Origin of the sequence: Kitasatospora sp. NPDC086791 (assembly GCF_040685975.1) — a bacterium.
Lineage (GTDB): Bacteria > Actinomycetota > Actinomycetes > Streptomycetales > Streptomycetaceae > Kitasatospora.
In genome coordinates this window covers 567,703-589,379 of the sequence record NZ_JBFBOC010000001.1, presented here as the reverse complement: position 1 = coordinate 589,379, position 21,677 = coordinate 567,703, and the positions used below count along the sequence as shown (strand labels likewise).

Below are 21,677 nucleotides of genomic sequence, written 5' to 3'. Positions count from 1 at the left end.
CGGGTGTGTGCACAGCCTCGGCGAGAAACTGACGTACCCCCCTGGCGTGAAGATGCGGTGCCCGACATCCTTGCCCTGCCCAGGTCAAGTAACGTCGAGGCCACTGGCCTGCAATGATGTGCGCGCACACGGCTAAACCCGTCCGCTCGGGACCGATAGCATCAACCGTGGGCCCACACATCAGCGAAGGAGGCGCCACCCCCATGGACGACCAGCTCCAGGAGTTCGCCGACTGGCTGCGTACCAAAGCCGCCGCTGCCGGCTACGACATCGAAACCCGCGGAGGCCTCTCAGCTCTCGCCAAAGCCGCCGGCACCGACCGGGGGCAGACAGGGCGCGCCTTCCGCGGCGAAGTCCGCCCGTCCATCGACAGTCAGCGCGCCTGGGCCCGCGTCCTCGGCATCCCCCTCCACGAGATGCTCGTGCGTTCCGGCACCCTCCAGGCTGACGACATCCCGGACGCTCAGGTAGCCAGCCCCGCAGACCTCGACCTCTACGACGTCGCCCGAAAGTTCGGGATCCCCGAAGAGCGACGACATCTCTTCGTAGAAACCGTCGAGTCGATGGCGAATACCTTCGCCGAGACCCCCAAGAGCGGTACGATCAGCCAATCGCAAACGGGTGGACTGTCTGCGAAGAGGTGAACGTATGCTGCCGTCACTCTCCCTCAAGACGTTGCCGATCGGCGCAACGCTTGTGACGGCCGTAGGACTGGTCACCACCACCGCGGGGGTGGCTACCGACACAACCGCCGTTGAGCCCTACGGGCTCGCGGCAACGCTGCTAGGAGTGGTGCCACTGGTCGCAGTTGCCGTCACTCAGAACCGGGTGCGTGAACGGATCCAGGCAGAAGCCCTGGTGCTGGCTCTCGATCTCATCCGAGAGCGTCAACTCGACCAGAAGTCGCCGACGAACAGTAACGGCTAGACGTACGATCTGTAGTCGCATCAGGAACGCCGCCCGGCCCGCGAGCTCAGACTCCGGATGCCGAGGCGGCGTCCTCGTTTCACAGGGGACGGATACATGGCAACTTCCAACGCTCTCATCCCCCCGCAGCAGGGGCGCGGCAACGAAGAGCTGATTCCAGCGATCGGCTACATCAGGGTCAGCCTTGCGCGCGAGGAGATGATCTCACCCGAGCTGCAGCGCAAGGCCATTGAGGAATGGGCAGCCCGCACCGGACACAAGACCATCGACTGGGTCGAAGATCTTGACAAGACCGGCCGAAACTTCAAGCGCCGCATTATGCGCGTGATCGAACGGATTGAAGCGGGCGAAGCGCAGGTCATCGCAGTCTGGAAGTACAGCAGGTTCGGGCGTAGCCGCAGTGGATGCATCCTCAACATCGATCGCCTCGAAGCGGCCGGCGGGCAACTCGTCTCCGCCACTGAAAACTTTGACACCACTACCGCAGAGGGGCGTCTGCAGCGCGGCGTCATGATGGAGTTCAACGCCTACGAGTCCGAGCGGGCTGGGACACAGTGGCGCGAGACTCATGCATGGCGCCGCAACCAGGGCCTGCCGGCGACCGGCGGACAGCGACTCGGATATATCTGGCATCCGCGAAAGACATACCGTCCGGACGGGTCCGTGAAGCTCCAAGACGAACGCTACGAGCTGGACCCGAGGACCGCACCTCTAGTGGCGGACCTGTACCAGCGCTACATCGACGGTGAAGGCTTCCTGCAGCTCTGCGAGACCCTTAACCGTGCCGGCATTCGGACCGTCCGAGGGAACCCATGGTCGACGGCGTCAATCAAGTTCTACCTGGACACCGGATTCGCCGCAGGGTATCTACGGATCCACGATCCCGAGTGCAGAGTCCCCTACGACGACAAGTGCCCGCGCCACATCCTCGTGAGGCATCCCACGATGCAGCACCCAGCGATCATCTCGGAGGAGACCTGGGAGCTGTACCGGCAGCGGCGAAAGCAAGTGGCCGTCACACCACCACGGGCGCGAGCGGCGGTTCACCCGCTGTCCGGCTTGGTCCGCTGCGGTATTTGCAGCGGCAGCACGACGCGGTCCAGAGGCGGTCGGCGGGGGTTCGTCTCGCACCAATGCGGTACCCGTCACCGGCAGGGTCTGGCCGTCTGCAAGGGCATCACCATGTCCGAGAAGGCGTTGCTCACTGCGGTGAAGAGTTGGCTTCAAGATCTCCTTGACGAGGTTGAGGCCAGCGCCAGCCAGGCTGCGGACGCAGCGAAGGAGCGGGAGCTTCGACGGCTGTCCGTCGCTTCGGACCCCAAGGCGGATCTTGAGGCCCGGATCTCCAAGATCGACCGGGCGATCGCCCGCCAGATGCAGCTCTTCGCCATGCTCGATGATGATGATCATGACGGCACCCTCGCCAGCGCCCACCAGAAGACGCTTCTCGCCCTGAGGGACGAGAAGGCTGAGGCTCGGGGCAAGCTCGAAGCAGTCGAGGCTGGCGGTCGAAGTGGCTCCGGCCCCATCAGCCAGGCGTCCGCCGCGGCGGTGGCCGAAGGTCTACTGGAGGAGTGGTTGACCATCCCGCCGCAGCGGATGAACGCCCTGCTCAGGCGGGTCATCGGCCAGATTGTCGTGACTGGAGAGCGGCAGATTGTGATCGTTGAGGCGTGGTAGTGCTTTAGAAGGGTCATTGTCCATGAACTTCGTCATCGCGCTCGCCTCCGTAGCTTCGGTGCGCCACCGGCAGGACCCCACCTACCAGCGTCACCCCCGCCGCGCCCCTCCGCCACCAGACGGCTCCCTCCACCACCGGACCGCCCCCACCGTCACCGGACGACTACCGCCACCACACCGGGGAATCCCGGAACCAGCGCGTAGCACCCCGCCGCGCATTCCCCGCAAGTCCGTGAAACAGACCACAGTGAAAGCCACTCCCTGCGCTTGCGTCGACCGTGGCAGAATGACGGCAACAGCAGTGACGTTCAGCGCACTCCGGGGTCGGTGAAAATCCGAACCGGCGGTTACAGTCCGCGACCCGTCCGCAGCCAGCGGCCGGTTGACCAGGTGAAATTCCTGGACCGACGGTTAAAGTCCGGATGGGAGGCGTGCGCGGGCGGACGAAGAGCAGTACCCGTGGTCCATCGTTACCGGACCGGACCGCGGTCAGGTGAACGCCGGGAGGGCAGTGCCTCCCGGGTCGGGTGAGCGATCTCCCGGCGGCTTCGGCACCCCGGCGACGGGTCCTGTCGGCGGCCCGCGCACCGTTGCCCGTCCGTGTCATCTCCCTCTGCCGCCCCGGAGTCCGCGCCCCAAGCGCGAGGAGAACCCGGGTGTTCACCGGCATCATCGAAGAGCTCGGCGAGGTCGTGTCGATCGAGGAGATCGGCGACTCCTCGCGAATCCGTCTGCGCGGCCCGGTGGTCTGTGCGGACGCGGGTCACGGTGACTCCATCGCGGTCAACGGCGTCTGCCTGACCGTGGTCGACACCCCGGCGGAACTGGCCGCGGGCACCGGGGAGTTCAGCGCCGACGTGATGGCCGAGACGCTGCACCGCTCCAGCCTGGGCGAGCTGGAGCCCGGCTCCCGGGTCAACCTGGAACGCGCCATGGCGCTGGGCGCCCGGCTCGGCGGCCACCTCGTCCAGGGCCACGTCGACGCCACCGGGCGGCTGCTGAGCCGCGAGCCCGGCGAGCGCGACGCGAACGGCGAACTGCGCTGGGAGGTCCTGCGGTTCTCGCTGCCCGAGCCCATCTCCCGCTACCTGGTGGAGAAGGGCTCGATCACGGTCGACGGCGTCAGCCTCACCGTGGTGGAGGCCGCCCGGGACAGCTTCACCGTGAGCCTCATCCCGGCCACCCTCGCGCTGACCACGCTCGGCGCCAAGACCGTCGGCGAGAGCGTCAACCTGGAGGTGGACGTGCTCGCCAAGTACGTCGAGCGCCTCCTGGAGTCCCGCACCCTCCCGAACCTGCCGGGCCTGCCGAACCCGTCGGCCCTGTCCGACGCGCAGTCCCCGCAGTCCCTGCCGAACGACGAGACCCCGGGGGAGTCCCAGTGAGCTGGCTCAGCGGAGAAGCGTTCACCGTCCTCGGCGAACACGTGAAGTGGGCCGACATGTTCGGCAACCTGCTCGGCTTCGGCGGCCTCGCGCTCGGCTGGCGCCGTTCGGTCTGGAGCTGGCCGGTCCAGCTGCTGTCCGGCGTGGTGCTGATCACCGCCTACCTCGGCGGCCACGTCCCCGGCCTGATCGGCAAGCAGCTGATCGTGATCGCCACCGCCGCCTGGGGCTGGGCGCAGTGGCGCCGGGGCCGCCAGGACACCGGCACCATCGCCGTACGGTTCGCCCGGTGGCCCGAGCGGCTGGTGCTGGCGGCCGGCACCGTGGCCGGCACCGTCGCGCTCGCGCTGCTCTTCACCTCCTACCCCAGCCTGTCCTGGAGCCCCTGGTCGGACGCCTACATCTTCGTCGGCACGCTGGCCGCGATGGTGGCCCAGGCGCGCGGCTGGGTGGAGTTCTGGTTCGCCTGGATCGCGGTCGACGTGGTCGGCGTCCCGTTCGCCTTCAACAGCGGTTACACCTTCTCCGGCCTCACCTACTCCATCTACTTCGTCCTGGTGCTGCTCGGCCTGCGCTCCTGGTGGCTGAGCACCCGTGAGCCGCGTACCGAATCCGTCACCGTCCCGCAGGGAGCCACGGCATGACCGAGAACCAGTCCGACAAGGGCACCGCCGAGGTCGAGCTCGTCCTCGACCCCGTCGAGCGGGCGATCGCCGACATCGCGCTCGGCCGCGCGGTGGTCGTGGTCGACGACGAGGACCGCGAGAACGAGGGCGACCTCGTCTTCGCCGCCTCCGCCGCCACCCCCGAGCTGATGGCCTTCACCATCCGCTACAGCTCCGGCGTGATCTGCGCCCCGATGACCGGTGACGAGCTGGACCGCCTCAAGCTCCCGCCGATGACCCAGGTCAACGAGGACCGCAAGGGCACCGCGTACGCGGTCTCGGTGGACGCCCGCGAGGGGATCGACACCGGGATCTCCGCGGCCGACCGCGCCCGGACCGTCCGGCTGCTCTCCTCGTCCGGCACCGAGCCCGGCGACCTGACCCGCCCCGGGCACGTCTTCCCGCTGCGCGCCGTCGAGGGCGGCGTGCTGGTCCGTCCCGGCCACACCGAGGCCGCCGTCGACCTGGCCCGGCTGGCCGGGCTGCCGCCGGCCGGCGCGATCGCCGAGGTGGTCAACGACGACGGCACCATGGCCCGGCTGCCCGAGCTGGTCGTCTTCGCCCGTGAGCACGGTCTCGCGATCATCTCGATCGAGGACCTGATCGCCTACCGCCGCCGCACCGAGCTGCACGTCGACCGGGCCGCCGTCACCGCCCTGCCCACCGTGCACGGCGAGTTCACCGCCGTCGGGTACGAGGGCACCATCGACGGCGTCGAGCACATCGCCCTGGTGGCCGGCGGCCTGGACGCCGAGGGACGGCTGCCGGACGGCGAGGACGTCCTGGTGCGGGTCCACTCCGAGTGCCTGACCGGCGACGTCCTCGGCTCGCTGCGCTGCGACTGCGGCCCGCAGCTGGAGGCCTCGCTGCGGCGGGTCGCCGAGGCAGGCCGCGGCGTGGTGCTCTACCTGCGCGGGCACGAGGGGCGCGGGATCGGCCTGGCCCACAAGCTGCGCGCGTACCAGCTGCAGGAGCAGGGGCGCGACACCGTCGACGCCAACCTGGACCTCGGCCTGCCCGCCGACGCCCGCGACTACAGCATCGCCGCGCAGATGCTGGTGGACCTCGGCGTCCGCTCGCTCACCCTGCTCACCAACAACCCGCGGAAGCTGACCGCGCTCACCGAGCACGGCCTCAAGGTCAAGGGGCGCGAGGCGGTCGAGATCGCGCCCGGCGAGCACAACCTGCGCTACCTGCGGACCAAGCGCGACCGGATGGGGCACGACCTGCCCGGCCTCGGCTCCTGAACCATCCACGCCCACCCGACAGAACAGAACGGACGAGAACATGAGCGGCCACGGAGCCCCCGAGCTGACCATCGACGGCGCCGCCGACCTCAAGGTCGCGGTCATCGCCGCCCAGTGGCACGACACGGTGATGAACGGCCTGCTGGACGGCGCCCACCGCGCGCTCAAGGAGCTGGGCATCACCGAGCCGACCGTGCTGCGCGTGCCCGGCACCTTCGAACTGCCGGTCGCCGCCAAGCGCCTCGCCGACCGCGGCTACGACGCCGTGGTGGCCCTCGGCGTGGTGATCCGCGGTGGCACCCCGCACTTCGACTACGTCTGCCAGGCGGCCACCGCCGGCCTCACCCAGGTCAGCGTCGACACCGGCGTCCCGGTCGGCTTCGGCGTGCTGACCTGCGACAACGAGGAGCAGGCGCTCGACCGTGCCGGCCTGCCGGGCTCGGCCGAGGACAAGGGCCACGAGGCCGTCACCGCCGCCGTCGCCACCGCCGCGGTGGTGCGCGCCGCGCGCTGACGGCGGCGCGAACGGTCCCGGACCGTGGACGTCCAGCGGACTGTCCACGGTCCGGGACCGTTTACCGCCCGTCCGCCCGCACGCCGTAAGGTGGGCCCATCATGGCTTCGAAGACATTCGAGGAGCTCTTCTCCGAGCTCCAGCAGAAGGCCGCCACCGGCGACCCCTCGTCCTCCCGTACCGCGCAGCTCGTCCAGCAGGGCGTCCATGCGATCGGCAAGAAGGTCGTCGAGGAGGCCGCCGAGGTCTGGATGGCCGCCGAGTTCCAGTCGGACGAGCAGACGGCGGAGGAGATCTCGCAGCTCCTCTACCACCTTCAGGTGATGATGATCGCCCGCGGGCTGACGCTCGACGACGTCTACAAGTACCTCTGAAAGTACCTCCGAGCCGCACGTACTGCCGAGTCACAAGTACCCCTGAGTCGCACGTACTTCTGAGCACATCCCTCCCAACAGGTAAGGAAGCAACCTCCCATGCTGCGCATCGCCGTCCCCAACAAGGGTTCTCTCTCGGGTCCCGCGGCGGAGATGCTCCATGAGGCCGGCTACCGCCAGCGGAAGGACCCGAAGGAACTCGTCCTCGTCGACCCCAACAACGAGGTGGAGTTCTTCTTCCTCCGCCCGCGCGACATCGCCGTCTACGTCGGCTCCGGCCGCCTGGACGTCGGCATCACCGGCCGCGACCTGCTGCTGGACTCGCACTCCAACGCCGAGGAGGTGCTCGCCCTCGGCTTCGCCGGGTCGACCTTCCGCTTCGCGCGCCCGGAGGGCGTGGCGGTCGAGGACGTCAAGGGCCTGGAGGGCCTGCGGATCGCGACCTCGTACACCGGCCTGGTCGAGCAGCACCTGGCCGACCACGGCGTGAAGGCGACGGTCACCAAGCTGGACGGCGCGGTCGAGACCGCGGTGCAGCTGGGCGTCGCCGACGTGATCGCCGACGTGGTGGAGACCGGCACCAGCCTGCGCAACGCCGGCCTGGAGGTGTTCGGCGACCCGATCCTGATCTCGGACGCCGTGGTGATCCGCCCCAAGGGCGCGGGCGAGGACCCGGGGGTCGAGCAGTTCCTGCGCCGCCTCCAGGGCGTGCTGGTGGCCCGCCGCTACGTGCTGATGGACTACGACATCCGCGCCGAGAACGTCAGCGCCGCCGTGGGGCTCACCCCGGGCCTGGAATCGCCGACCGTCTCGCCGCTGCACACCGAGGGCTGGGTCGCGGTCCGCGCGATGGTGCTCCGCAAGGAGGCCCAGCGGATCATGGACGACCTGTGGGGCATCGGCGCCCGGGCCATCCTGGTCACCAACATCCACGCCTGCCGCCTCTGACCTGCTCGCCCGCGCGCGAGTAAAGAACGGTTCAATGGGGCGGGGACGCCGGCCGGCGTCCCCGCCCCGTCGCGCTGCCGCCACCAGAACCACCCGGAGACCCCACGTGTCCACGCCGCCCGTCGAGTTCCCCGTCACCTGGGCGCCGCGCCGCACCCGCATCGTGCTGCTGCCGGTCTGCGTCCTGCTGGTGGTGCTGTTCGCGGTGCTGGCCGTGCTGCTGCCGGAGAACTGGCAGCTCAACGACCGGATCATGATGATCGCCAGCGGCGTCCTGTTCGCCGCGGTCGGCCTGATGCTGGCCCGCCCCCGGGTGAGCGCCGACGCGGACGGCGTGACGGTGGTCAACTTCGTGCGCAGCCGCCGGCTCGCCTGGGCCGAGATCGTCCGGGTCAACCTCCGCCAGGGTGACCCGTGGGCCACCCTCGACCTCGCCGACGGCACCGCGCTCGCCGCGGTCGGCATCCAGCCCGGCGTCGGCAAGGCCCAGGCGATCGCGAACGCCCGCGCGCTGCGCGACCTCGTCGAGCACCACGCCGCGCACCACACCGGGGCCTGAGCCCGGTCCGGCCGCCGGGCCCGAACCCGCCCCGCCCCGCGAGGCCGTAACCCGCCCCGAACCCGTCCCGCCCGGCCGGGCCCGCGACCTGCGGTTCCCAGGCCCGGGGCACCGAGCACTCCCCTTACGTCCGTCCGGCTATGGTCTACGCTGGTAAAAGCAGGGCAAAGTCGGCCCTGCCCGAAAGTGACCGCCCGCACCGACCTGAGGAGTGACACTCCCCCTCGATGGACGATCCGTCCGGTAGTACCTGCGCCGCCCCACTTCCGATCACCGGAAGGCAGGCGGCACTGTGATCACCGCCTGGCTGCTGTTGCTCGCAGCCTTTCTCCTGATCCTCGCCAACGGCCTGTTCGTGGCCGCCGAGTTCGCCTTCGTGACCGTCGAGCGCGGGGCGGTGGAACGTTCCGCCGCGGCGGGCGACGCCCAGTCCGGCCGGGTCGCCAGGGCCCTGCGGCACCTCTCCTTCGAGCTCTCCGGCGCCCAGCTCGGCATCACCGTCACCTCGCTGGTGGTCGGCATGCTCGCCCAGCCGGCGCTGTCGACGCTGCTCTCGCCCGTCATGTCCGCCCTCGGCGTGCCCGACTCGGTCACCCGCGGCGTCGCCGTGGTCGTCGGCATGGTGCTGGCCACCGTCGTGCAGATGGTGATCGGCGAACTGGTCCCGAAGAACTGGGCGATCTCCCGGCCGCTGCAGGTGGCCCGCGCGGTCGCAGCCCCGCACATGGCCTTCTCCTTCGTCTGCCGTCCGCTGATCAGCTTCCTCAACGGCGCCGCCGACCGTACGGTGCGGGCCCTCGGCGTCGAGCCGCAGGAGGAGCTGGGCCACGCCCGGACCCCGGCCGAGCTGGTCTCGCTGGCCCGGCACTCGGCCAAGGCCGGCGCGATAGACGAGGAGTCGGCGACCCTGTTCGTCCGCACCCTGGGCCTGAGCGAGCTGACCGCCGAGTCCGTGATGACCCCGCGCGTCGACGTGGCCGCGCTCCAGCGCGACGCCACCGCCTCCGACGTGCTCAACCTGACCCGGGCCACCGGCCTCTCCCGCTTCCCGGTCTACACCGACAGCCTGGACGAGGTCACCGGCATCGTGACGCTCAAGGACGCGCTGGCCGTCCCGGCCGCCGACCGCGGCCTGGTGCGGGTGGCCGAGCTGTCCTCGCCACCGCTGCTGGTGCCCGAGACGCTGCCCGCCGAGGTGCTGCTCGACCGGCTGCGCCGGCTCCAGCCGATGGCCATCGTGGTCGACGAGTACGGCGGCACCGCCGGCGTGGTGACCGTGGAGGACATCGTCGAGGAGATCGTCGGCGAGGTGCAGGACGAGCACGACCCCGACGACCACCCCGAACTGCTCCCGCTGCCGCCGGTCAACGGCCTGCCGGTCTGGGAGGCCGACGGCCGCGCCCGGATCGACCAGCTGGAGGGCATCGGCCTGAACGCCCCGGACGGCCCCTACGAGACGCTGGCCGGCCTGGTCGCCGACCTGCTCGGCAAGCTGCCCGCCGTGGGCGAGCAGGCCGAGCTGCCCGGCTGGCGCCTCACCGTGACCGGTGTCGACCGCCACCGCACCAGCCAGGTCCGGGTGGAGCGCACCACCGCGCCCGACTCCTTCGGCGCGCACGGGGAGGACGCTCGATGACCGCGCTCCAACTGGCCGTCGCGCTGCTGCTCCTGCTCGGCAACGCCTTCTTCGTCGGCGCCGAGTTCGCCGTGGTGTCCGTGCGCCGCAGCCAGATCGAGCCGCTCGCCGAGGCGGGGCACAAACGCGCCCGCACCGTGCTGCACGCACTGTCCAACGTCTCCGCGATGCTGGCCGCCGCCCAACTCGGCATCACCGTCTGCTCGCTGGGCCTCGGTGCGCTCGCCGAGCCGACCATCGCCTCCCTGCTGGAGGGCCCGTTCCACGCGATCGGCGTCCCGCCCGGCCTGATGCACCCGCTCTCGTACGGGATCTCGCTCGCCGTCGTGGTGTTCCTGCACATGGTGATGGGCGAGATGGTGCCGAAGAACATGGCCATGGCCGGCCCGGAGAAGGCCGCGCTCTGGCTCGGCCCGCCGCTGGACCGGCTGGCCCGCTGGCTCGCCCCGGTGATCCGGCTGCTGAACGCCTCCGCCAACGGCATCCTGCGGCTGTTCCGGGTCGACGCCAAGGACGAGGTCGAGTCGGTCTTCACCACCGAGCAGCTGATGTACCTGCTGGTCGACTCCCGGGACGCCGGCCTGCTCGACGAGGACCGCCAGGAGCGCCTGGAGGACGCCCTGGAGCTGGGCCGCCGCCCGGTCACCGAGGTGCTGCTCGAACCCGAGCAGCTCGTCACCGTGGACACCAAGGCGACCGCTGCGGAGGTCGAGGAGCTCGCCCTGCGCACCGGCTTCTCGCGCTTCCCGGTCACCGACGGCGACCCGGCCGGCCACGGCTACCTCGGCTACATCCACCTCAAGGACCTCCTCGACGTGGAGGACCCCTCGGCGCCGGTCCCGGCCCGCCTGTGGCGGCCGATCACGGTGCTGCGCGGCGGCCTCCCGCTGGACGACGCCCTCGGCGCGATGCGCCGCGCGGCCTGCCATCTGGCCGCGGTGCTGGACCAGGACGGGCGCACGCTCGGCGTGGTCATGCTGGAGGACGTCCTGGAGGAGCTGATCGGCGAGATGCACGACCCGGACCACCGCGCCACCGCCTAGGCGCCCCGGCCCCGGGCGCCCACGCCTTGAGCGCCCACGCCTTGAGCACCCCGGCGTTCCCGGTGTTCCCGGCGTTCCCGTTGTTCCCGGCGTTCCCGGTTTCGCCGACGGCGTGTCCGCTCGTGGCGATTCTGCCCAGAGCATGCAACCGTTCCGTGCCGGCCACCCTCGGAGGAGAGTGGCCGGCATGAGACTTCTCCTGCTGGGTGGAACCGAGTTCGTCGGGCGGGTCGTCGCCGAAGAGGCACTGGCCCGGGGATGGGAGGTGACGGCCCTCAACCGCGGCACGCGGCCCGCCCCCGAGGGCGTCCGGGTGCTGAAGGGCGACCGCACGGCCGAGGACGGGCTCGCGGCGCTCGGGACGGGAGAGTGGGACGCGGTGGTGGACACCTGGTCCTGGGCCCCGGCGGCCGTGCGCGACAGCGCCCGCGCGCTGAAGGGCCGGGTCGGCCACTACGCGTACGTTTCCAGCCGGTCGGTGTACGACTTCCCGCTGGTGGCCGGCGCGGACGAGTCGGCGCCGGTGGTGGCCTCCGCGCCGGACCTCACCGGCGCGGTGCCCTACGCCGAGGCCAAGCGCGGCGCCGAGCTGGCGCTGGAGGCGGAGTACGGCGGACGGGCCCTGCTGGCCCGCGCCGGGCTGATCCTCGGCCCCTACGAGAACATCGGCCGGCTGCCCTGGTGGCTGAACCGGATCGCCCGGGGCGGCCCGGTGCTCGCTCCCGGACCGCGCGGGCTGGCGCTGCAGTACATCGACGTCCGCGACCTCGCGGTCTGGACCCTGGACGCGGTGGCGGCCCGCCTCGGCGGCCCGTACAACCTGGTCGGCCCGTCCGGGCACGCCACCATGGGCGAGCTGCTGGAGGCCTGCGTGCGGGTCACCGGCTCGGACGCCGAGCTGCGCTGGACCGACCCCGAGCGGATCCTGGCGGCCGGCGTCGAACCGTGGACCGAGCTGCCGATCTGGCTGGCGCCGGGAGAGCTGTACGACTTCCTGCACACCGGCTCGGTCGAGCGGGCGGTCGGCGCCGGGCTGCGCTGCCGCCCGGTCGCGGAGACGGTCGAGGACACCTGGGCCTGGCTGCGGACGATCGGCGGCACCGCGCCGGTGCGCTCCGACCGGGCCGGGGTCGGGCTCGACCCGGAGCGGGAGGCCGCGCTGCTCAAGGGGTGATCCCGCCGCGCGGGCCGGGGGAGCGGTCGACGGACGGGTCCCGGCCCGCGCCGTCGACCGGCCCGCGCCGCGGGCCCGCTGCGGTGACCGGCCGGTCCGCGCCGCCGGTCACCTACGGCTATCGGTCAACCGCGGCCGTCGATCAGCTCGCCGTACGCCTGGACCAGGTCCGGCAGCCGCAGCGTGGCCAGGTCCTCCCGGCCCGGCGGCTCGCGCAGCAGCGACAGCCGCAGGTCCCGGTAGGCGCAGGACTTCTCGTAGAGGGTGCGGATGAACCGGCCGTTGCCCAGCTCGTCGATCCAGCCCTCGCGGACGACGTGGGTGCAGATGCTGGCCAGCTCCTCGGCGGCGTCCTCGTCCCAGCCGTCGCCGTCCCGGCCGGCCAGCGCGGCGCCGATCGCGGTCAGCTCGCCCGGGCGGTAGCTCGGGAAGTCGACCCGGGTGGTGAAGCGGGAGTTGAGACCGGGGTTGGTGGCGAGCAGCCGGTTCATCCCCTCGGGGTAGCCGGCCAGGATCACCACCAGCCGGTCCCGGTTGTCCTCGGCGCGCTTGAGCAGCACCTGGAGCGCCTCGTCGCCGTACGCGTCACCCTTGGTGTAGCCGGAGTTGGAGAGGCTGTACGCCTCGTCGATGAACAGCACGCCGTCCAGCGCGGAGTCGATCAGCTCGTTCGCCTTGACGGCGGTCTGGCCGAGGAACTCGCCCACCAGGTCGGCCCGCTGGGCCTCCACCAGGTGGTCCCCGGAGAGCAGGCCGAGGGCGTGGAAGACCCGGCCGAGGATGCGGGCCACGGTGGTCTTGCCGGTGCCGGAGGGGCCGGAGAAGACGAAGTGGCGCTTGGGCGGCTGGACCGGCAGGCCCTGTTCGGCCCGCAGCCGGGACATCCTCAACTGGGCGGAAAGCGCCCGTACTTGGCGCTTGACCGGCTCCATGCCGACCATCAGCGAGAGTTCGGTCAGGGCGGCGTCCAGCTCCCGCTCGTCGCCGTCCGGCCGGAGCGCGGGCCCGGCGGCCGTCCGGGACTGCACCTGGCCGCGGGCGGGCAGCGGCGGCGCGAGGGGCCCGGCGGGGGCGGTCGGGGAGCCCGAGCCGGACCGTTCCCCGGCGGTCTGCGGGGCGCCGTCCGGACCGGCGCCGCCGTCCGGGACCCCGTCGCGCGGAACGCCGTCGGGCAGGACCTGCTGGGCCGCACCGCCGTCCGTCACGTGCCCCTCCAGCACGGCGCCGTCCACCGCGACGCCGTCCGTCAGGGGCCCGTCCACCATGCCGGCGTCCACCGAGGGCCCGCCGCTCAGCACCCCGTCGCCGGAGACGGTCGCACCGCCCTGCCCGTCGCCGCCCCCGAAGTCCTCGCCGTACCCCGGTCCCGCCGGGTACCCGACCTCGTCCAGGAACTCCGCCTCGACGTCCGGCCCGCTCCCGGCGCCGGCCGCACCCGAGCGCCCGCCCGCCGCCGGCCCGTCCGCGAGCAGTCCGTCCACCAGCAGCCCGTCCGCGAGCGCGTCCTCGGCCGAGATGGCGGCCAGCCGCGTCGCGGTGTCCATGAACGCCGGGTCCGCCCGGTGCACCGCCCGGTAGAGCGGCAGCGCCGCCGCGCTGCGCCCGGCGCCCTCGTAGGCACGCGCGAGCCAGTAGCGCAGCTCCTTGCGCTGGGGCTGCTCGGAGCGGCAGCGGGCCAGTGAGGCGGCCAACGGCGCCTGGGCCTGGGCGCACATGTCGAGGCGCACCCGGGCCATGCCGGCGAACAGCCCGGCCTCGATGCCGAGCAGCGGGTCGTCCAGCAGCCGGTCGGTGTCCCGGATCAGTTGCTCCCAGTCCTTGAGGAGGTAGGAGCGGCAGGCGTGCAGGAACCGGGCGGACGGGTCCTCGCCGGGGGCCGGGCACTGCTCCAACGCCCGGTCCAGCTCGGCCAGGTGACGGCCGTCCAGCCAGTGCGAGGCGTGCGCGAGCGCGAGGTCGCGGGCGTCCTCCAGGACGGGCTGTACCCACCAGCCCAGCCAGTACCAGGAACTGAGCGGCCGTCGGTGCAGCCGCCGCTGTTCGCCGAAGCGCTTCTGGTGGCGGTACATGGCCAGCAGCGCCGCCGAGGTGTCGCTGCGCAGCGCGTGCAGGCCGAGCCAGGCGTCGGCCATGCCCGGGTCCAGCCGGACGGCCGACCGGAACTCCTCCTCGGCCCGGGCGTACGCGCCGGCCGTGTAGGCGTCCATGGCGCGCTGCCAGGCCCGGTCGGCGAGTCGGTCCGGGCCGCCCGCCGTGCTGTCGGAACTGTCCGCCGTCGTCACTCACGCCCCCCGCGGTGTGGCCCGGGGCTCGGCCGGCGAGTCGCCTTCGCACACAGCCTGGCCGGTGGTCGTCGAGCCCCTTTCGGCGCATCTGCGCCTGCCAGGAATCGTACCGGCGCCGGGCTGATCCGGAAGGGTGCCGAGCGGGGTCAAATCCGATCGGGCGGGCGGCCGTTGAGCGGCCGGGCGCCGGAACGGGCGACGGGGGAGCGAGATTCGGAAAGGGACCGGACGGCGCTCCCGGCTCACGGGGGAACAAGCCGGGAGCGCCGGGTCCGAAGCGGCCGGAAGCTTTCGTTCCGGCGGCTGAGGAGAACCTAAGTCCTGGCGATGTCGCAGGTCAAGGCGCTTGTTGAAGGTTCACCGACGGTGCCCGGCGCGATCCGGCCGGTCACCCCGTCGACCCGCGTCGCGGCGTACGGGCGGCTCGGGTCGGCGGCGAAATGTGCCGATTCGGCCCGGGCCCAGCCGGTCCAGAACTCGGCCAGATCCGGACCGTCCCGCTCCTCGCCGCGCCGCCGGGCCGCCTCGGCGTCCAGCTCCATCCAGACCACCCGGGCCAGCCACGGCCGCACCGCCCGCCGGCCCGCGCCGACCCCCTCGACCAGCACCACCGGAGCGGCCGGCACCCTGGCCGTGCCCGCGAAGCGGCGCAGCGTCCAGTCGTACACCCGGTACGTCGCGTCCCGCCCGGCGGCCAGCGGCTCCAGCACCTGCTCGCGCAGCCGCCCGGTCCACCCGAAGAGCTGCTCGTGGGTCGCCAGGTCGTCGAGGTGGACCACCGGCGCCCCGCCGAGCGCCGCCGCCAGCCGTCCGGCGAAGGTCGTCTTGCCGGAGCCCGCGTGCCCGTCCACGGCGACCAGCCGCACCGGCCCGCAGGACGGCGGCAGCGCGCGCAGCTCCGCCGCGAGGGCGTCCAGCCCGTCACGGGGAGTGGGCGGAGCATGGGTGGGGAGGGTTCCGGAAGCAGCCACATCGGCAACCCTACGGTGCCGTACCCCACCACTGCGGACAGTTCATCTGCGCAGGTCGTGACGGCAGCGCGGGTTTCGGGCATACTCGCTTCGCCATGACTGTGAACGGCCGTTCACCGCAACCCGGTGCCGGTCGGTCCGACCTGCCCCACCCGTGCCGGACCCGCCAACACCTCGGCCCGGCGCCCTACCGAGGAGGCGACCACCGCCATGACCCCCTCCCCCGTGAACGCCGTGGAGCGCACGCTGCCCACCGCCGAGGCCCGCGAGCTGCTGAGCCTCACCCGGGATCTGGTCCAGCGCGAGCTGCTGCCGCGCGCGGCGGAGGACGAGGCCGCCGGCCGCTTCCCACGGGAGGTCTTCCGCACCCTCGGCGAGGCCGGCCTGCTCTCCCTCCCGTACGACGAGAAGCACGGCGGCGGCGAGCAGCCGTACGAGGTGTACCTGCAGGTGCTGGAGGAGCTCGCGGCCGGCTGGCTGGCCGTCGGCCTCGGCGTCAGCGTGCACACCCTGTCCTGCCACGCGCTGGCCGCCTTCGGCACCGACGAGCAGCGCGACGCCTGGCTGCCCGGCATGCTCTCCGGCGAGCAGCTCGGCGCCTACTGCCTCTCCGAGCCCCAGTCCGGCTCGGACGCGGCCGCGATGCGCACCCGCGCCGACCTCGACGGCGACGCGTACGTGGTGAACGGCACCAAGGCGTGGATCACCCACGGCGGGCAGGCCGACTTCTACAGCGCCCTGGTGCGCACCGGCGGCGAGGGCGCCAAGGGCATCAGCTGCCTGCTGGTCCCCGGCACCCAGCAGGGCCTGTCCGCGGCCCCGCCGGAGCACAAGATGGGCATGCGCTCCTCGCCGACCGCCCAGCTGCACTTCGACGGCGCCCGGGTCCCGCGCGAGCGGCTGATAGGCACGGAGGGCCAGGGCTTCCAGATCGCCCTCGCCGCGCTGGACTCCGGCCGCCTCGGCATCGCGGCCTGCGCGATAGGCGTCGCCCAGGCCGCGCTCGACCTCGCGGTCGACTACGCGCGCACCCGGCGCCAGTTCGGCCGTCCGATCGCCGACTTCCAGGGCCTGTCCTTCATGCTCGCCGACATGGCCACCCAGATCGAGGCCGGCCGTTCGCTCTACCTCTCCGCCGCGCGCTTGAAGGACGCGGGCCGGCCGTTCTCCAAGGAGGCGGCGATGGCCAAGCTGTTCTGCACCGACGCGGCGATGCGGGTGACCACCGACGCCGTCCAGGTGCTCGGCGGCTACGGCTACACCCAGGACTTCCCGGCCGAGCGGTACATGCGCGAGGCCAAGGTGCTGCAGATCGTCGAGGGCACCAACCAGATCCAGCGCCTGGTGATCGGCCGCCACCTCACCAAGGGCTGACCCCCCGGCGCCGGGCGGGTGACCGCCGCGGAGCCGGCGCGCGCCGAAGGCCAGGGCCTTCCCCCCAACGGCCTCCGGCCGTCACTCCAGGGTGCGGAGTGACGGCCGGAGGCGTTCCTGGCGGGGCGTCAACTCACCCGTGCGGCACGGTCGGTCAGCGCCGGACGAGCCGGCGGCGCTGCTCCGGGATCGAGCGGAGCGCGGCGAGGGTCGGGGCCGAGGGGGCGGCGGGCCCCGCCGGGTCGACCGCGGCGATCCGCACCGGGCAGTGCGCCACCGCGTGCGAGAACGGCTGGGTGCGCCAGTCCAGCCCGTTCGGGAGCTTGAACAGCGCGTCGAACCCGGTCGGTTCGGCGTCCTCCGGCGCCTCCACCTCCGCCAGGTCGTCGGTGGGCGTGCCCGAACCCGGGCAGATCGCGGGGGCGAAGGGGTTCCAGGCGGTCGGCAGCAGGGCGTGCTGCGGCAGCCGCTCCTCGTCCTCCACCAGGGCGATCGGGCGGCGGCACTCGGGGCAGTTGACCCGGAAGAGGTCCCAGGCCTCGGCCGTGCCGGGGCTGGTGTCCGTCGCGTGGTCGACCGCGAGGTCGTCGCGGCCGGTCGTATCGTCGGTCTCGTCGGCGCCCAGCACGCGCTGGTCAGTAGCAGGCATGAGGATCCCCCTAGGATCGGGCCCGGCGTGGTCGTCCAGGGCCACAACCAGCACTTCCCTGTGATCCGGACTCATAATCCTGCGCTGTTGTGCACCGTGATGCACCGGGTGTGTCCTTGGCCACATCCCGTGCCACATTCACCCGGCACGTGCCCGTCTGACACCTGCGATCGCTCCCCGTGCCACCTCGTGCGCCCCCCGTGCCCCCGACCGGGTAGGTTTGCGGACTGTGGAGGATCTCGACCAACGCATCGTCCAGCTGCTCCTGGAGGACGGCCGGATGAGCTATACGGACCTGGGCAAGGCCACCGGCCTGTCCACCTCGGCGGTGCACCAGCGCGTGCGCCGCCTCGAACAGCGCGGGGTGATCCGCGGCTACACCGCGATCATCGACCCCGACGCCGTCGCCCTGGCGCTGACCGCGTTCATCTCGGTCAAACCCTTCGACCCCAGCGCCCCGGACGACACCCCGGAACGCCTGGCCGGCCTGCCCGAGATCGAGGCCTGCCACAGCGTCGCCGGCGACGAGAACTACATCCTCAAGGTCCGCGTCGGCGCCCCCGGCGACCTGGAGGACCTGCTCGCCCGCATCCGCAGCGCCGCCGGCGTCTCCACCCGCACCACCGTGGTCCTCTCCACCCCGTACGAGGCACGACCCCCGAAGCTCTGAGCCCGAACGGCAGGGGTGCAGACTTGGCCGCATGACCGAACGCACCCTCCCTCCTGGCCCGCCCTCGGGCCGGAGGGGCCCACGAACCGTCCTGCTGCGCGGCGGCGCCGTCTACAGCCCCGCCGACCCCTTCGCCACCGCGATGCTCGTGGAGGGCGAGCACATCGCCTGGGTCGGCAGCGACGGCGCCGCCGAGGCGTACACCGCGACCGCCGACGAGATCGTCGAGCTGGACGGCGCCCTGGTCACCCCGGCCTTCGTGGACGCCCACGTGCACGCCACCGCCGCCGGTCTGGCGCTCACCGGCCTCGACCTCACCGGCAGCCCCTCGCTGGCCGCCGCCCTGGCGGCCGTCACCGCCTTCGTCGACCGGTCCGAGCCCGGCGGCGTGCTGATCGGCCACGGCTGGGACGAGAGCGGCTGGCCCGAGGGCCGCCCGCCCACGCTCGCCGAACTCGACGCCGCCGCCCGGGGCGCCGCGCTCTACCTCTCCCGCACCGACGTGCACTCCGCGCTCGCCACCACCGCGCTGCGCACCCTCACCGAGGGCCTCGCCGAGCGGCCCGGCCACCACCCCGAGGGCCCGCTCGCCAAGGACGCCCACCACGCCGTCCGGCAGACCGCGCTCGCCCGCCTCACCCCCGAGCAGCGCCGCCGCGCCCAGCGCGCCACCCTGGCCCGTGCCGCCGAACTCGGCATCGGCGCCCTGCACGAGTGCGCCGGCCCGGAGATCTCCTCCGAGCAGGACCTGGCCGCCCTGCTGGCCCTGGCCGCCGACCAGGAGGGGCCCGAAGTCTTCGGCTACTGGGGCGAGTTGGGCGGGGTCGAGACGGCCCGCCGGCTCGGTGCGGTGGGCGCCGGCGGCGACCTCTTCGTGGACGGCGCGTTCGGCTCCCGGACGGCCTGTCTGCACACCCCGTACACCGACGCCGAGCACACCGGTACCGCCTACCTGAGCGCCGAGCAGGTCGCCGACCACGTCGCCGCCTGCACCGAGGCCGGGCTGCAGGCCGGCTTCCACGCGATCGGCGACGCGGCCGTCGCGGCGGTCGTCGAGGGCGTCCGGGCGGCGGGCGAGCGGGTCGGCGCCGGCCGGGTCAAGGCCCTGCGCCACCGGGTCGAGCACGCCGAGGCGCTGGACGACGAGTCCGTCGCCGCCTTCGCCGAACTCGGCCTCACCGCCTCCGTCCAGCCCGCCTTCGACGCCGCCTGGGGCGGCCCGGAGGGCATGTACGTCCAGCGCCTGGGCGCCGAGCGGGCGGCCGCCCTCAACCCCTTCGCGGCCCTGCTGCGGGCCGGCGTCCCGCTGGCCTTCGGTTCGGACGCCCCGGTCACCCCGCTCGACCCCTGGGGCACCGTCCGGGCGGCGGCCTTCCACCGGACCCCGGAGCACCGGATCTCGGTGCGCGCCGCCTTCACCGCGCACACCCGCGGCGGCTGGCGCGCGATCGGCCGCGACCAGGACGGCGTGCTGGTGCCCGGCGCGGTCGCCAGCTACGCGATCTGGGCCGCCGGCGACCTGGTCGTCCAGGCCCCCGACTCCCGGGTCGCGGGCTGGTCCACCGACCCGCGCTCCGGCACCCCCGGCCTGCCCGACCTCACCCCGGGCCACCCGCTGCCGGTCTGCCTGCGCACGGTGGTCCGCGGCCGCACGGTCCACCAGGGCTGAACCCCGGGCCCGGCCGCGGCGCACCGGCCGGTGGGGCGCTCACCACGACGCCCCACCCGCCGGTGTCCGCCGATGCCCGCCGCCCGTACCGGTGGGGCCGGACCGGGGGCGAACCGGTCCGAACCGGGGCGGGCGGCCCCGGTTCGGCCGTAGCACCCTGACCTCACGTCCCGCCGACGTTCCGGGGTACCTTCTTCGCACAGCGTCCGAACAGCAAGCCCCCAGGAAGATGGTGCGCCGGTGGCCATTCCCGTCACCCAGGAGCGGTCCGGGACCGTGCCCGAGCCCCAGGAACCGGCACCCCGACCGGGCCGCGGCGCCCGCGCCCTCGCCAAGGTCCGGGCCGGCCTGCCCCGGACCGGACTGGCGGCGCTGTCCGGCCTGCTGCTCGCCCTCGCCTTCCCGCCGTACGACCTGTGGCCGCTGTCGCTGCTCGGCGTCGCCGCGCTCTCGCTGCTCACCCGGGGCCGCACCTTCCGCCAGGGCCTGTGGACGGGCTTCGCGTTCGGCCTGCCGTTCTTCCTGATGCTGCTCAGCTGGCTGCGGGTGGTCGGCTGGGACGCCACGATCGGCCTGTCCGTCGTCGAGGCGCTGTTCCTGGCGCTCCTCGGCGGCGCGCTGGCGGTGACCTCCCGGCTGCCCGGCTGGCCGCTCTGGGCGGCCTGCCTGTGGATCACCCAGGAGTGGGCCCGCGACCGGCTGCCGCTCGGCGGCTTCCCCTGGGGCCGGCTCGCCTTCGCCAACACCGCCACCCCGTTCACCCCGCTCGCCGCGCTCGGCGGCGCGCCGCTGGTGACCTTCGGGGTCGCCCTCTGCGGCGCCCTGCTCGCCTGGGCCGCGCTGCGCCTGCGCGGGCCGCGCCGGGCCCGGAGGGCCGCCGCCCTGGCGGCGCTCGGAGCGGTGGCCGCGCTGCTCGCCGGCTACCTCGTCCCGGTGCCCACCGCGGCGGCCGACACGGTGAAGGTCGCCATCGTCCAGGGCAACGTGCCCAACCCGGGCATGGACTTCCTGGGCCGCCCGATGATGGTCCTGAACAACCACGCCTCGGCCACCGAGCGCCTGGCCGCCGACATCGAGGCCGGCAAGGTCCAGCGCCCCGACATCGTGATCTGGCCGGAGAACTCCTCCGACCTCGACCCGTTCAGCGACCCGCTCGCCCGGGAGCGCATCGACGAGGCCGTCCGCGCCGTGGGCGTGCCGACCCTGGTCGGCACCCTGGTGGACGGCCCGGACGCGCAGCACGTCCAGAACGAGGGCATCGTCTGGGACCCGCAGACCGGCCCCGGCGCCTCCTACACCAAGCAGCACCCCGTCCCGTTCGGCGAGTACGTGCCCTTCCGCGCCCAGCTGATGAAAGTGATCACCCGCCTCCAGCGTGTCGCCCGGGACTTCTACCCCGGCGACCACAACGGTGTGATGCAGCTCGGCCCGGCCAGGATCGGCGACGTCATCTGCTTCGAGGTGGCGTACGACGAGATCGTCCGCGACACCGTGGACAGCGGCGCCCGCGTCCTGGTCGTCCAGACCAACAACGCGACCTACGCCAAGACCGGCCAGCCCGAGCAGCAGCTCGCGATGAGCCGGCTGCGGGCCGTCGAGCACGGCCGGGCGGTGCTGATCGCCGCCACCAGCGGCATCAGCGCGGTGATCGCCCCGGACGGCACCGTCCAGCAGCGCACCGCGGAGCTGACCCCGGCCGAGCTGTCGGCGACCGTCCCGCTGCGCGACGGCACCACGGTGGCCGACGAGGTCGGCGCCGCCCCGGAGTGGACGCTGGCGATCGGCGGCCTGCTGGCCGTCGGCGCCGCGGTGCTGGTCGGACGCCGCCGGAAGGCGTCCGCCGGAACACCGGCCGGGCAGGACGCGTTGGACCAGGTGGTGCCGTAGCCGGCCCGGACCTCCCGTGC

At 72.9% G+C, this 21,677-nt stretch carries 20 protein-coding genes and 1 riboswitch; of the genes, 17 read left to right on the top strand and 3 right to left on the bottom strand.

Annotation, left to right across the window (positions count from 1 at the left end; translation table 11 throughout):
- Positions 1 to 203 precede the first annotated feature (203 nt).
- From AB0Q99_RS02355 to AB0Q99_RS02295, 13 genes are all read left to right on the top strand, one after another.
- On the top strand, positions 204 to 644 hold the full coding sequence (locus AB0Q99_RS02355) for a hypothetical protein (RefSeq protein WP_363567591.1): 441 nt from the start codon (positions 204 to 206) through the stop codon (positions 642 to 644).
- A 4-nt stretch (positions 645 to 648) separates the two neighbouring features.
- Positions 649 to 927, top strand: coding sequence for a hypothetical protein (locus AB0Q99_RS02350; RefSeq protein WP_363567589.1), 279 nt, complete (start codon positions 649 to 651; stop codon positions 925 to 927).
- Between the two features lie 96 nt (positions 928 to 1,023).
- A complete protein-coding gene (locus tag AB0Q99_RS02345; protein ID WP_363567587.1) occupies positions 1,024 to 2,607 on the top strand; it encodes a recombinase family protein in 1,584 nt (527 codons plus the stop codon).
- A 310-nt stretch (positions 2,608 to 2,917) separates the two neighbouring features.
- A riboswitch (FMN riboswitch) is annotated at positions 2,918 to 3,045 on the top strand.
- A gap of 218 nt (positions 3,046 to 3,263) precedes the next feature.
- On the top strand, positions 3,264 to 3,992 hold the full coding sequence (locus AB0Q99_RS02340; protein ID WP_363567585.1) for a riboflavin synthase: 729 nt from the start codon (positions 3,264 to 3,266) through the stop codon (positions 3,990 to 3,992).
- A complete protein-coding gene (locus AB0Q99_RS02335) occupies positions 3,989 to 4,636 on the top strand; it encodes a nicotinamide mononucleotide transporter family protein (protein WP_363567583.1) in 648 nt (215 codons plus the stop codon). The genes AB0Q99_RS02340 and AB0Q99_RS02335 overlap by 4 nt, the downstream gene beginning before the upstream one ends.
- The gene (locus tag AB0Q99_RS02330; protein ID WP_363567581.1) at positions 4,633 to 5,904 is read left to right on the top strand and encodes a bifunctional 3,4-dihydroxy-2-butanone-4-phosphate synthase/GTP cyclohydrolase II; all 1,272 of its coding nucleotides are present in this window, start codon (positions 4,633 to 4,635) and stop codon (positions 5,902 to 5,904) included. Before AB0Q99_RS02335 ends, AB0Q99_RS02330 begins: the two co-directional genes overlap by 4 nt.
- Before the next feature lie 40 nt (positions 5,905 to 5,944).
- On the top strand, positions 5,945 to 6,418 hold the full coding sequence (ribH, locus tag AB0Q99_RS02325; protein WP_363567579.1) for a 6,7-dimethyl-8-ribityllumazine synthase: 474 nt from the start codon (positions 5,945 to 5,947) through the stop codon (positions 6,416 to 6,418).
- A gap of 101 nt (positions 6,419 to 6,519) precedes the next feature.
- Positions 6,520 to 6,792, top strand: a complete 273-nt coding sequence (locus tag AB0Q99_RS02320; protein WP_363567577.1) for a phosphoribosyl-ATP diphosphatase — start codon at positions 6,520 to 6,522, stop codon at positions 6,790 to 6,792.
- Positions 6,793 to 6,891: 99 nt separating this feature from the next.
- Positions 6,892 to 7,740 (top strand): ATP phosphoribosyltransferase, encoded by an 849-nt coding sequence (gene hisG / locus AB0Q99_RS02315; protein ID WP_363567575.1) that lies wholly within the window; start codon positions 6,892 to 6,894, stop codon positions 7,738 to 7,740.
- A 106-nt stretch (positions 7,741 to 7,846) separates the two neighbouring features.
- Positions 7,847 to 8,299 (top strand): PH domain-containing protein, encoded by a 453-nt coding sequence (locus AB0Q99_RS02310; protein WP_363567574.1) that lies wholly within the window; start codon positions 7,847 to 7,849, stop codon positions 8,297 to 8,299.
- A gap of 292 nt (positions 8,300 to 8,591) precedes the next feature.
- Positions 8,592 to 9,935 (top strand): hemolysin family protein, encoded by a 1,344-nt coding sequence (locus tag AB0Q99_RS02305; protein ID WP_363567572.1) that lies wholly within the window; start codon positions 8,592 to 8,594, stop codon positions 9,933 to 9,935.
- A complete protein-coding gene (locus tag AB0Q99_RS02300; RefSeq protein ID WP_363567570.1) occupies positions 9,932 to 10,978 on the top strand; it encodes a hemolysin family protein in 1,047 nt (348 codons plus the stop codon). Before AB0Q99_RS02305 ends, AB0Q99_RS02300 begins: the two co-directional genes overlap by 4 nt.
- Positions 10,979 to 11,165: 187 nt before the next feature.
- Complete coding sequence (locus AB0Q99_RS02295; protein ID WP_363567568.1) at positions 11,166 to 12,152, top strand: NAD-dependent epimerase/dehydratase family protein; 987 nt, start codon at positions 11,166 to 11,168, stop codon at positions 12,150 to 12,152.
- 125 nt (positions 12,153 to 12,277) lie between these two features.
- Here the strand turns inward: AB0Q99_RS02295 and AB0Q99_RS02290 are convergent, their stop codons facing one another.
- Together AB0Q99_RS02290 and AB0Q99_RS02285 are read right to left on the bottom strand one after the other, a co-directional pair.
- On the bottom strand, positions 12,278 to 14,359 hold the full coding sequence (locus tag AB0Q99_RS02290) for an AAA family ATPase (RefSeq protein ID WP_363568197.1): 2,082 nt from the start codon (positions 14,357 to 14,359) through the stop codon (positions 12,278 to 12,280).
- Positions 14,360 to 14,751: 392 nt separating this feature from the next.
- Positions 14,752 to 15,354 (bottom strand): AAA family ATPase, encoded by a 603-nt coding sequence (locus AB0Q99_RS02285; RefSeq protein ID WP_363568195.1) that lies wholly within the window; start codon positions 15,352 to 15,354, stop codon positions 14,752 to 14,754.
- Positions 15,355 to 15,618: 264 nt separating this feature from the next.
- Here AB0Q99_RS02285 and AB0Q99_RS02280 point away from each other — a divergent pair, with 264 nt between their 5' ends.
- Positions 15,619 to 16,782, top strand: a complete 1,164-nt coding sequence (locus AB0Q99_RS02280) for an acyl-CoA dehydrogenase family protein (protein WP_363567566.1) — start codon at positions 15,619 to 15,621, stop codon at positions 16,780 to 16,782.
- A gap of 154 nt (positions 16,783 to 16,936) precedes the next feature.
- On the opposite strand, the gene AB0Q99_RS02275 is transcribed toward AB0Q99_RS02280, so the two are convergent.
- Entirely contained in the window at positions 16,937 to 17,431 is a 495-nt protein-coding gene (locus AB0Q99_RS02275; RefSeq protein WP_363567564.1) for a hypothetical protein, read from the bottom strand.
- A 229-nt stretch (positions 17,432 to 17,660) separates the two neighbouring features.
- Here AB0Q99_RS02275 and AB0Q99_RS02270 point away from each other — a divergent pair, with 229 nt between their 5' ends.
- The 3 genes from AB0Q99_RS02270 (at position 17,661) to lnt (ending at position 21,657) form a co-directional block, all read left to right on the top strand.
- Positions 17,661 to 18,101 carry an Lrp/AsnC family transcriptional regulator gene (locus AB0Q99_RS02270; protein ID WP_363567562.1) on the top strand — a complete coding sequence of 147 codons (441 nt, stop codon included), beginning with the start codon at positions 17,661 to 17,663 and terminating at the stop codon, positions 18,099 to 18,101.
- A 31-nt stretch (positions 18,102 to 18,132) separates the two neighbouring features.
- Positions 18,133 to 19,770, top strand: a complete 1,638-nt coding sequence (locus tag AB0Q99_RS02265) for an amidohydrolase family protein (RefSeq protein WP_363567560.1) — start codon at positions 18,133 to 18,135, stop codon at positions 19,768 to 19,770.
- Between the two features lie 240 nt (positions 19,771 to 20,010).
- A complete protein-coding gene (gene lnt, locus AB0Q99_RS02260) occupies positions 20,011 to 21,657 on the top strand; it encodes an apolipoprotein N-acyltransferase (RefSeq protein ID WP_363567558.1) in 1,647 nt (548 codons plus the stop codon).
- The last annotated feature ends 20 nt before the right edge of the window (positions 21,658 to 21,677 follow it).

Bases quoted from the DNA above. Each gene is read 5' to 3' on its own strand.
- AB0Q99_RS02290 (WP_363568197.1), bottom strand. From the start codon at position 14,359: ATGGACGCCTACACGGCCGGCGCGTACGCCCGGGCCGAGGAGGAGTTC.
- AB0Q99_RS02320 (WP_363567577.1), top strand. From the start codon at position 6,520: ATGGCTTCGAAGACATTCGAGGAGCTCTTCTCCGAGCTCCAGCAGAAG.
- AB0Q99_RS02265 (WP_363567560.1), top strand. From the start codon at position 18,133: ATGACCGAACGCACCCTCCCTCCTGGCCCGCCCTCGGGCCGGAGGGGC.
- AB0Q99_RS02355 (WP_363567591.1), top strand. From the start codon at position 204: ATGGACGACCAGCTCCAGGAGTTCGCCGACTGGCTGCGTACCAAAGCC.
- ribH (WP_363567579.1), top strand. From the start codon at position 5,945: ATGAGCGGCCACGGAGCCCCCGAGCTGACCATCGACGGCGCCGCCGAC.
- AB0Q99_RS02275 (WP_363567564.1), bottom strand. From the start codon at position 17,431: ATGCCTGCTACTGACCAGCGCGTGCTGGGCGCCGACGAGACCGACGAT.
- AB0Q99_RS02350 (WP_363567589.1), top strand. From the start codon at position 649: ATGCTGCCGTCACTCTCCCTCAAGACGTTGCCGATCGGCGCAACGCTT.
- AB0Q99_RS02345 (WP_363567587.1), top strand. From the start codon at position 1,024: ATGGCAACTTCCAACGCTCTCATCCCCCCGCAGCAGGGGCGCGGCAAC.
- AB0Q99_RS02280 (WP_363567566.1), top strand. From the start codon at position 15,619: ATGACCCCCTCCCCCGTGAACGCCGTGGAGCGCACGCTGCCCACCGCC.
- AB0Q99_RS02330 (WP_363567581.1), top strand. From the start codon at position 4,633: ATGACCGAGAACCAGTCCGACAAGGGCACCGCCGAGGTCGAGCTCGTC.
- AB0Q99_RS02295 (WP_363567568.1), top strand. From the start codon at position 11,166: ATGAGACTTCTCCTGCTGGGTGGAACCGAGTTCGTCGGGCGGGTCGTC.
- hisG (WP_363567575.1), top strand. From the start codon at position 6,892: ATGCTGCGCATCGCCGTCCCCAACAAGGGTTCTCTCTCGGGTCCCGCG.
- AB0Q99_RS02300 (WP_363567570.1), top strand. From the start codon at position 9,932: ATGACCGCGCTCCAACTGGCCGTCGCGCTGCTGCTCCTGCTCGGCAAC.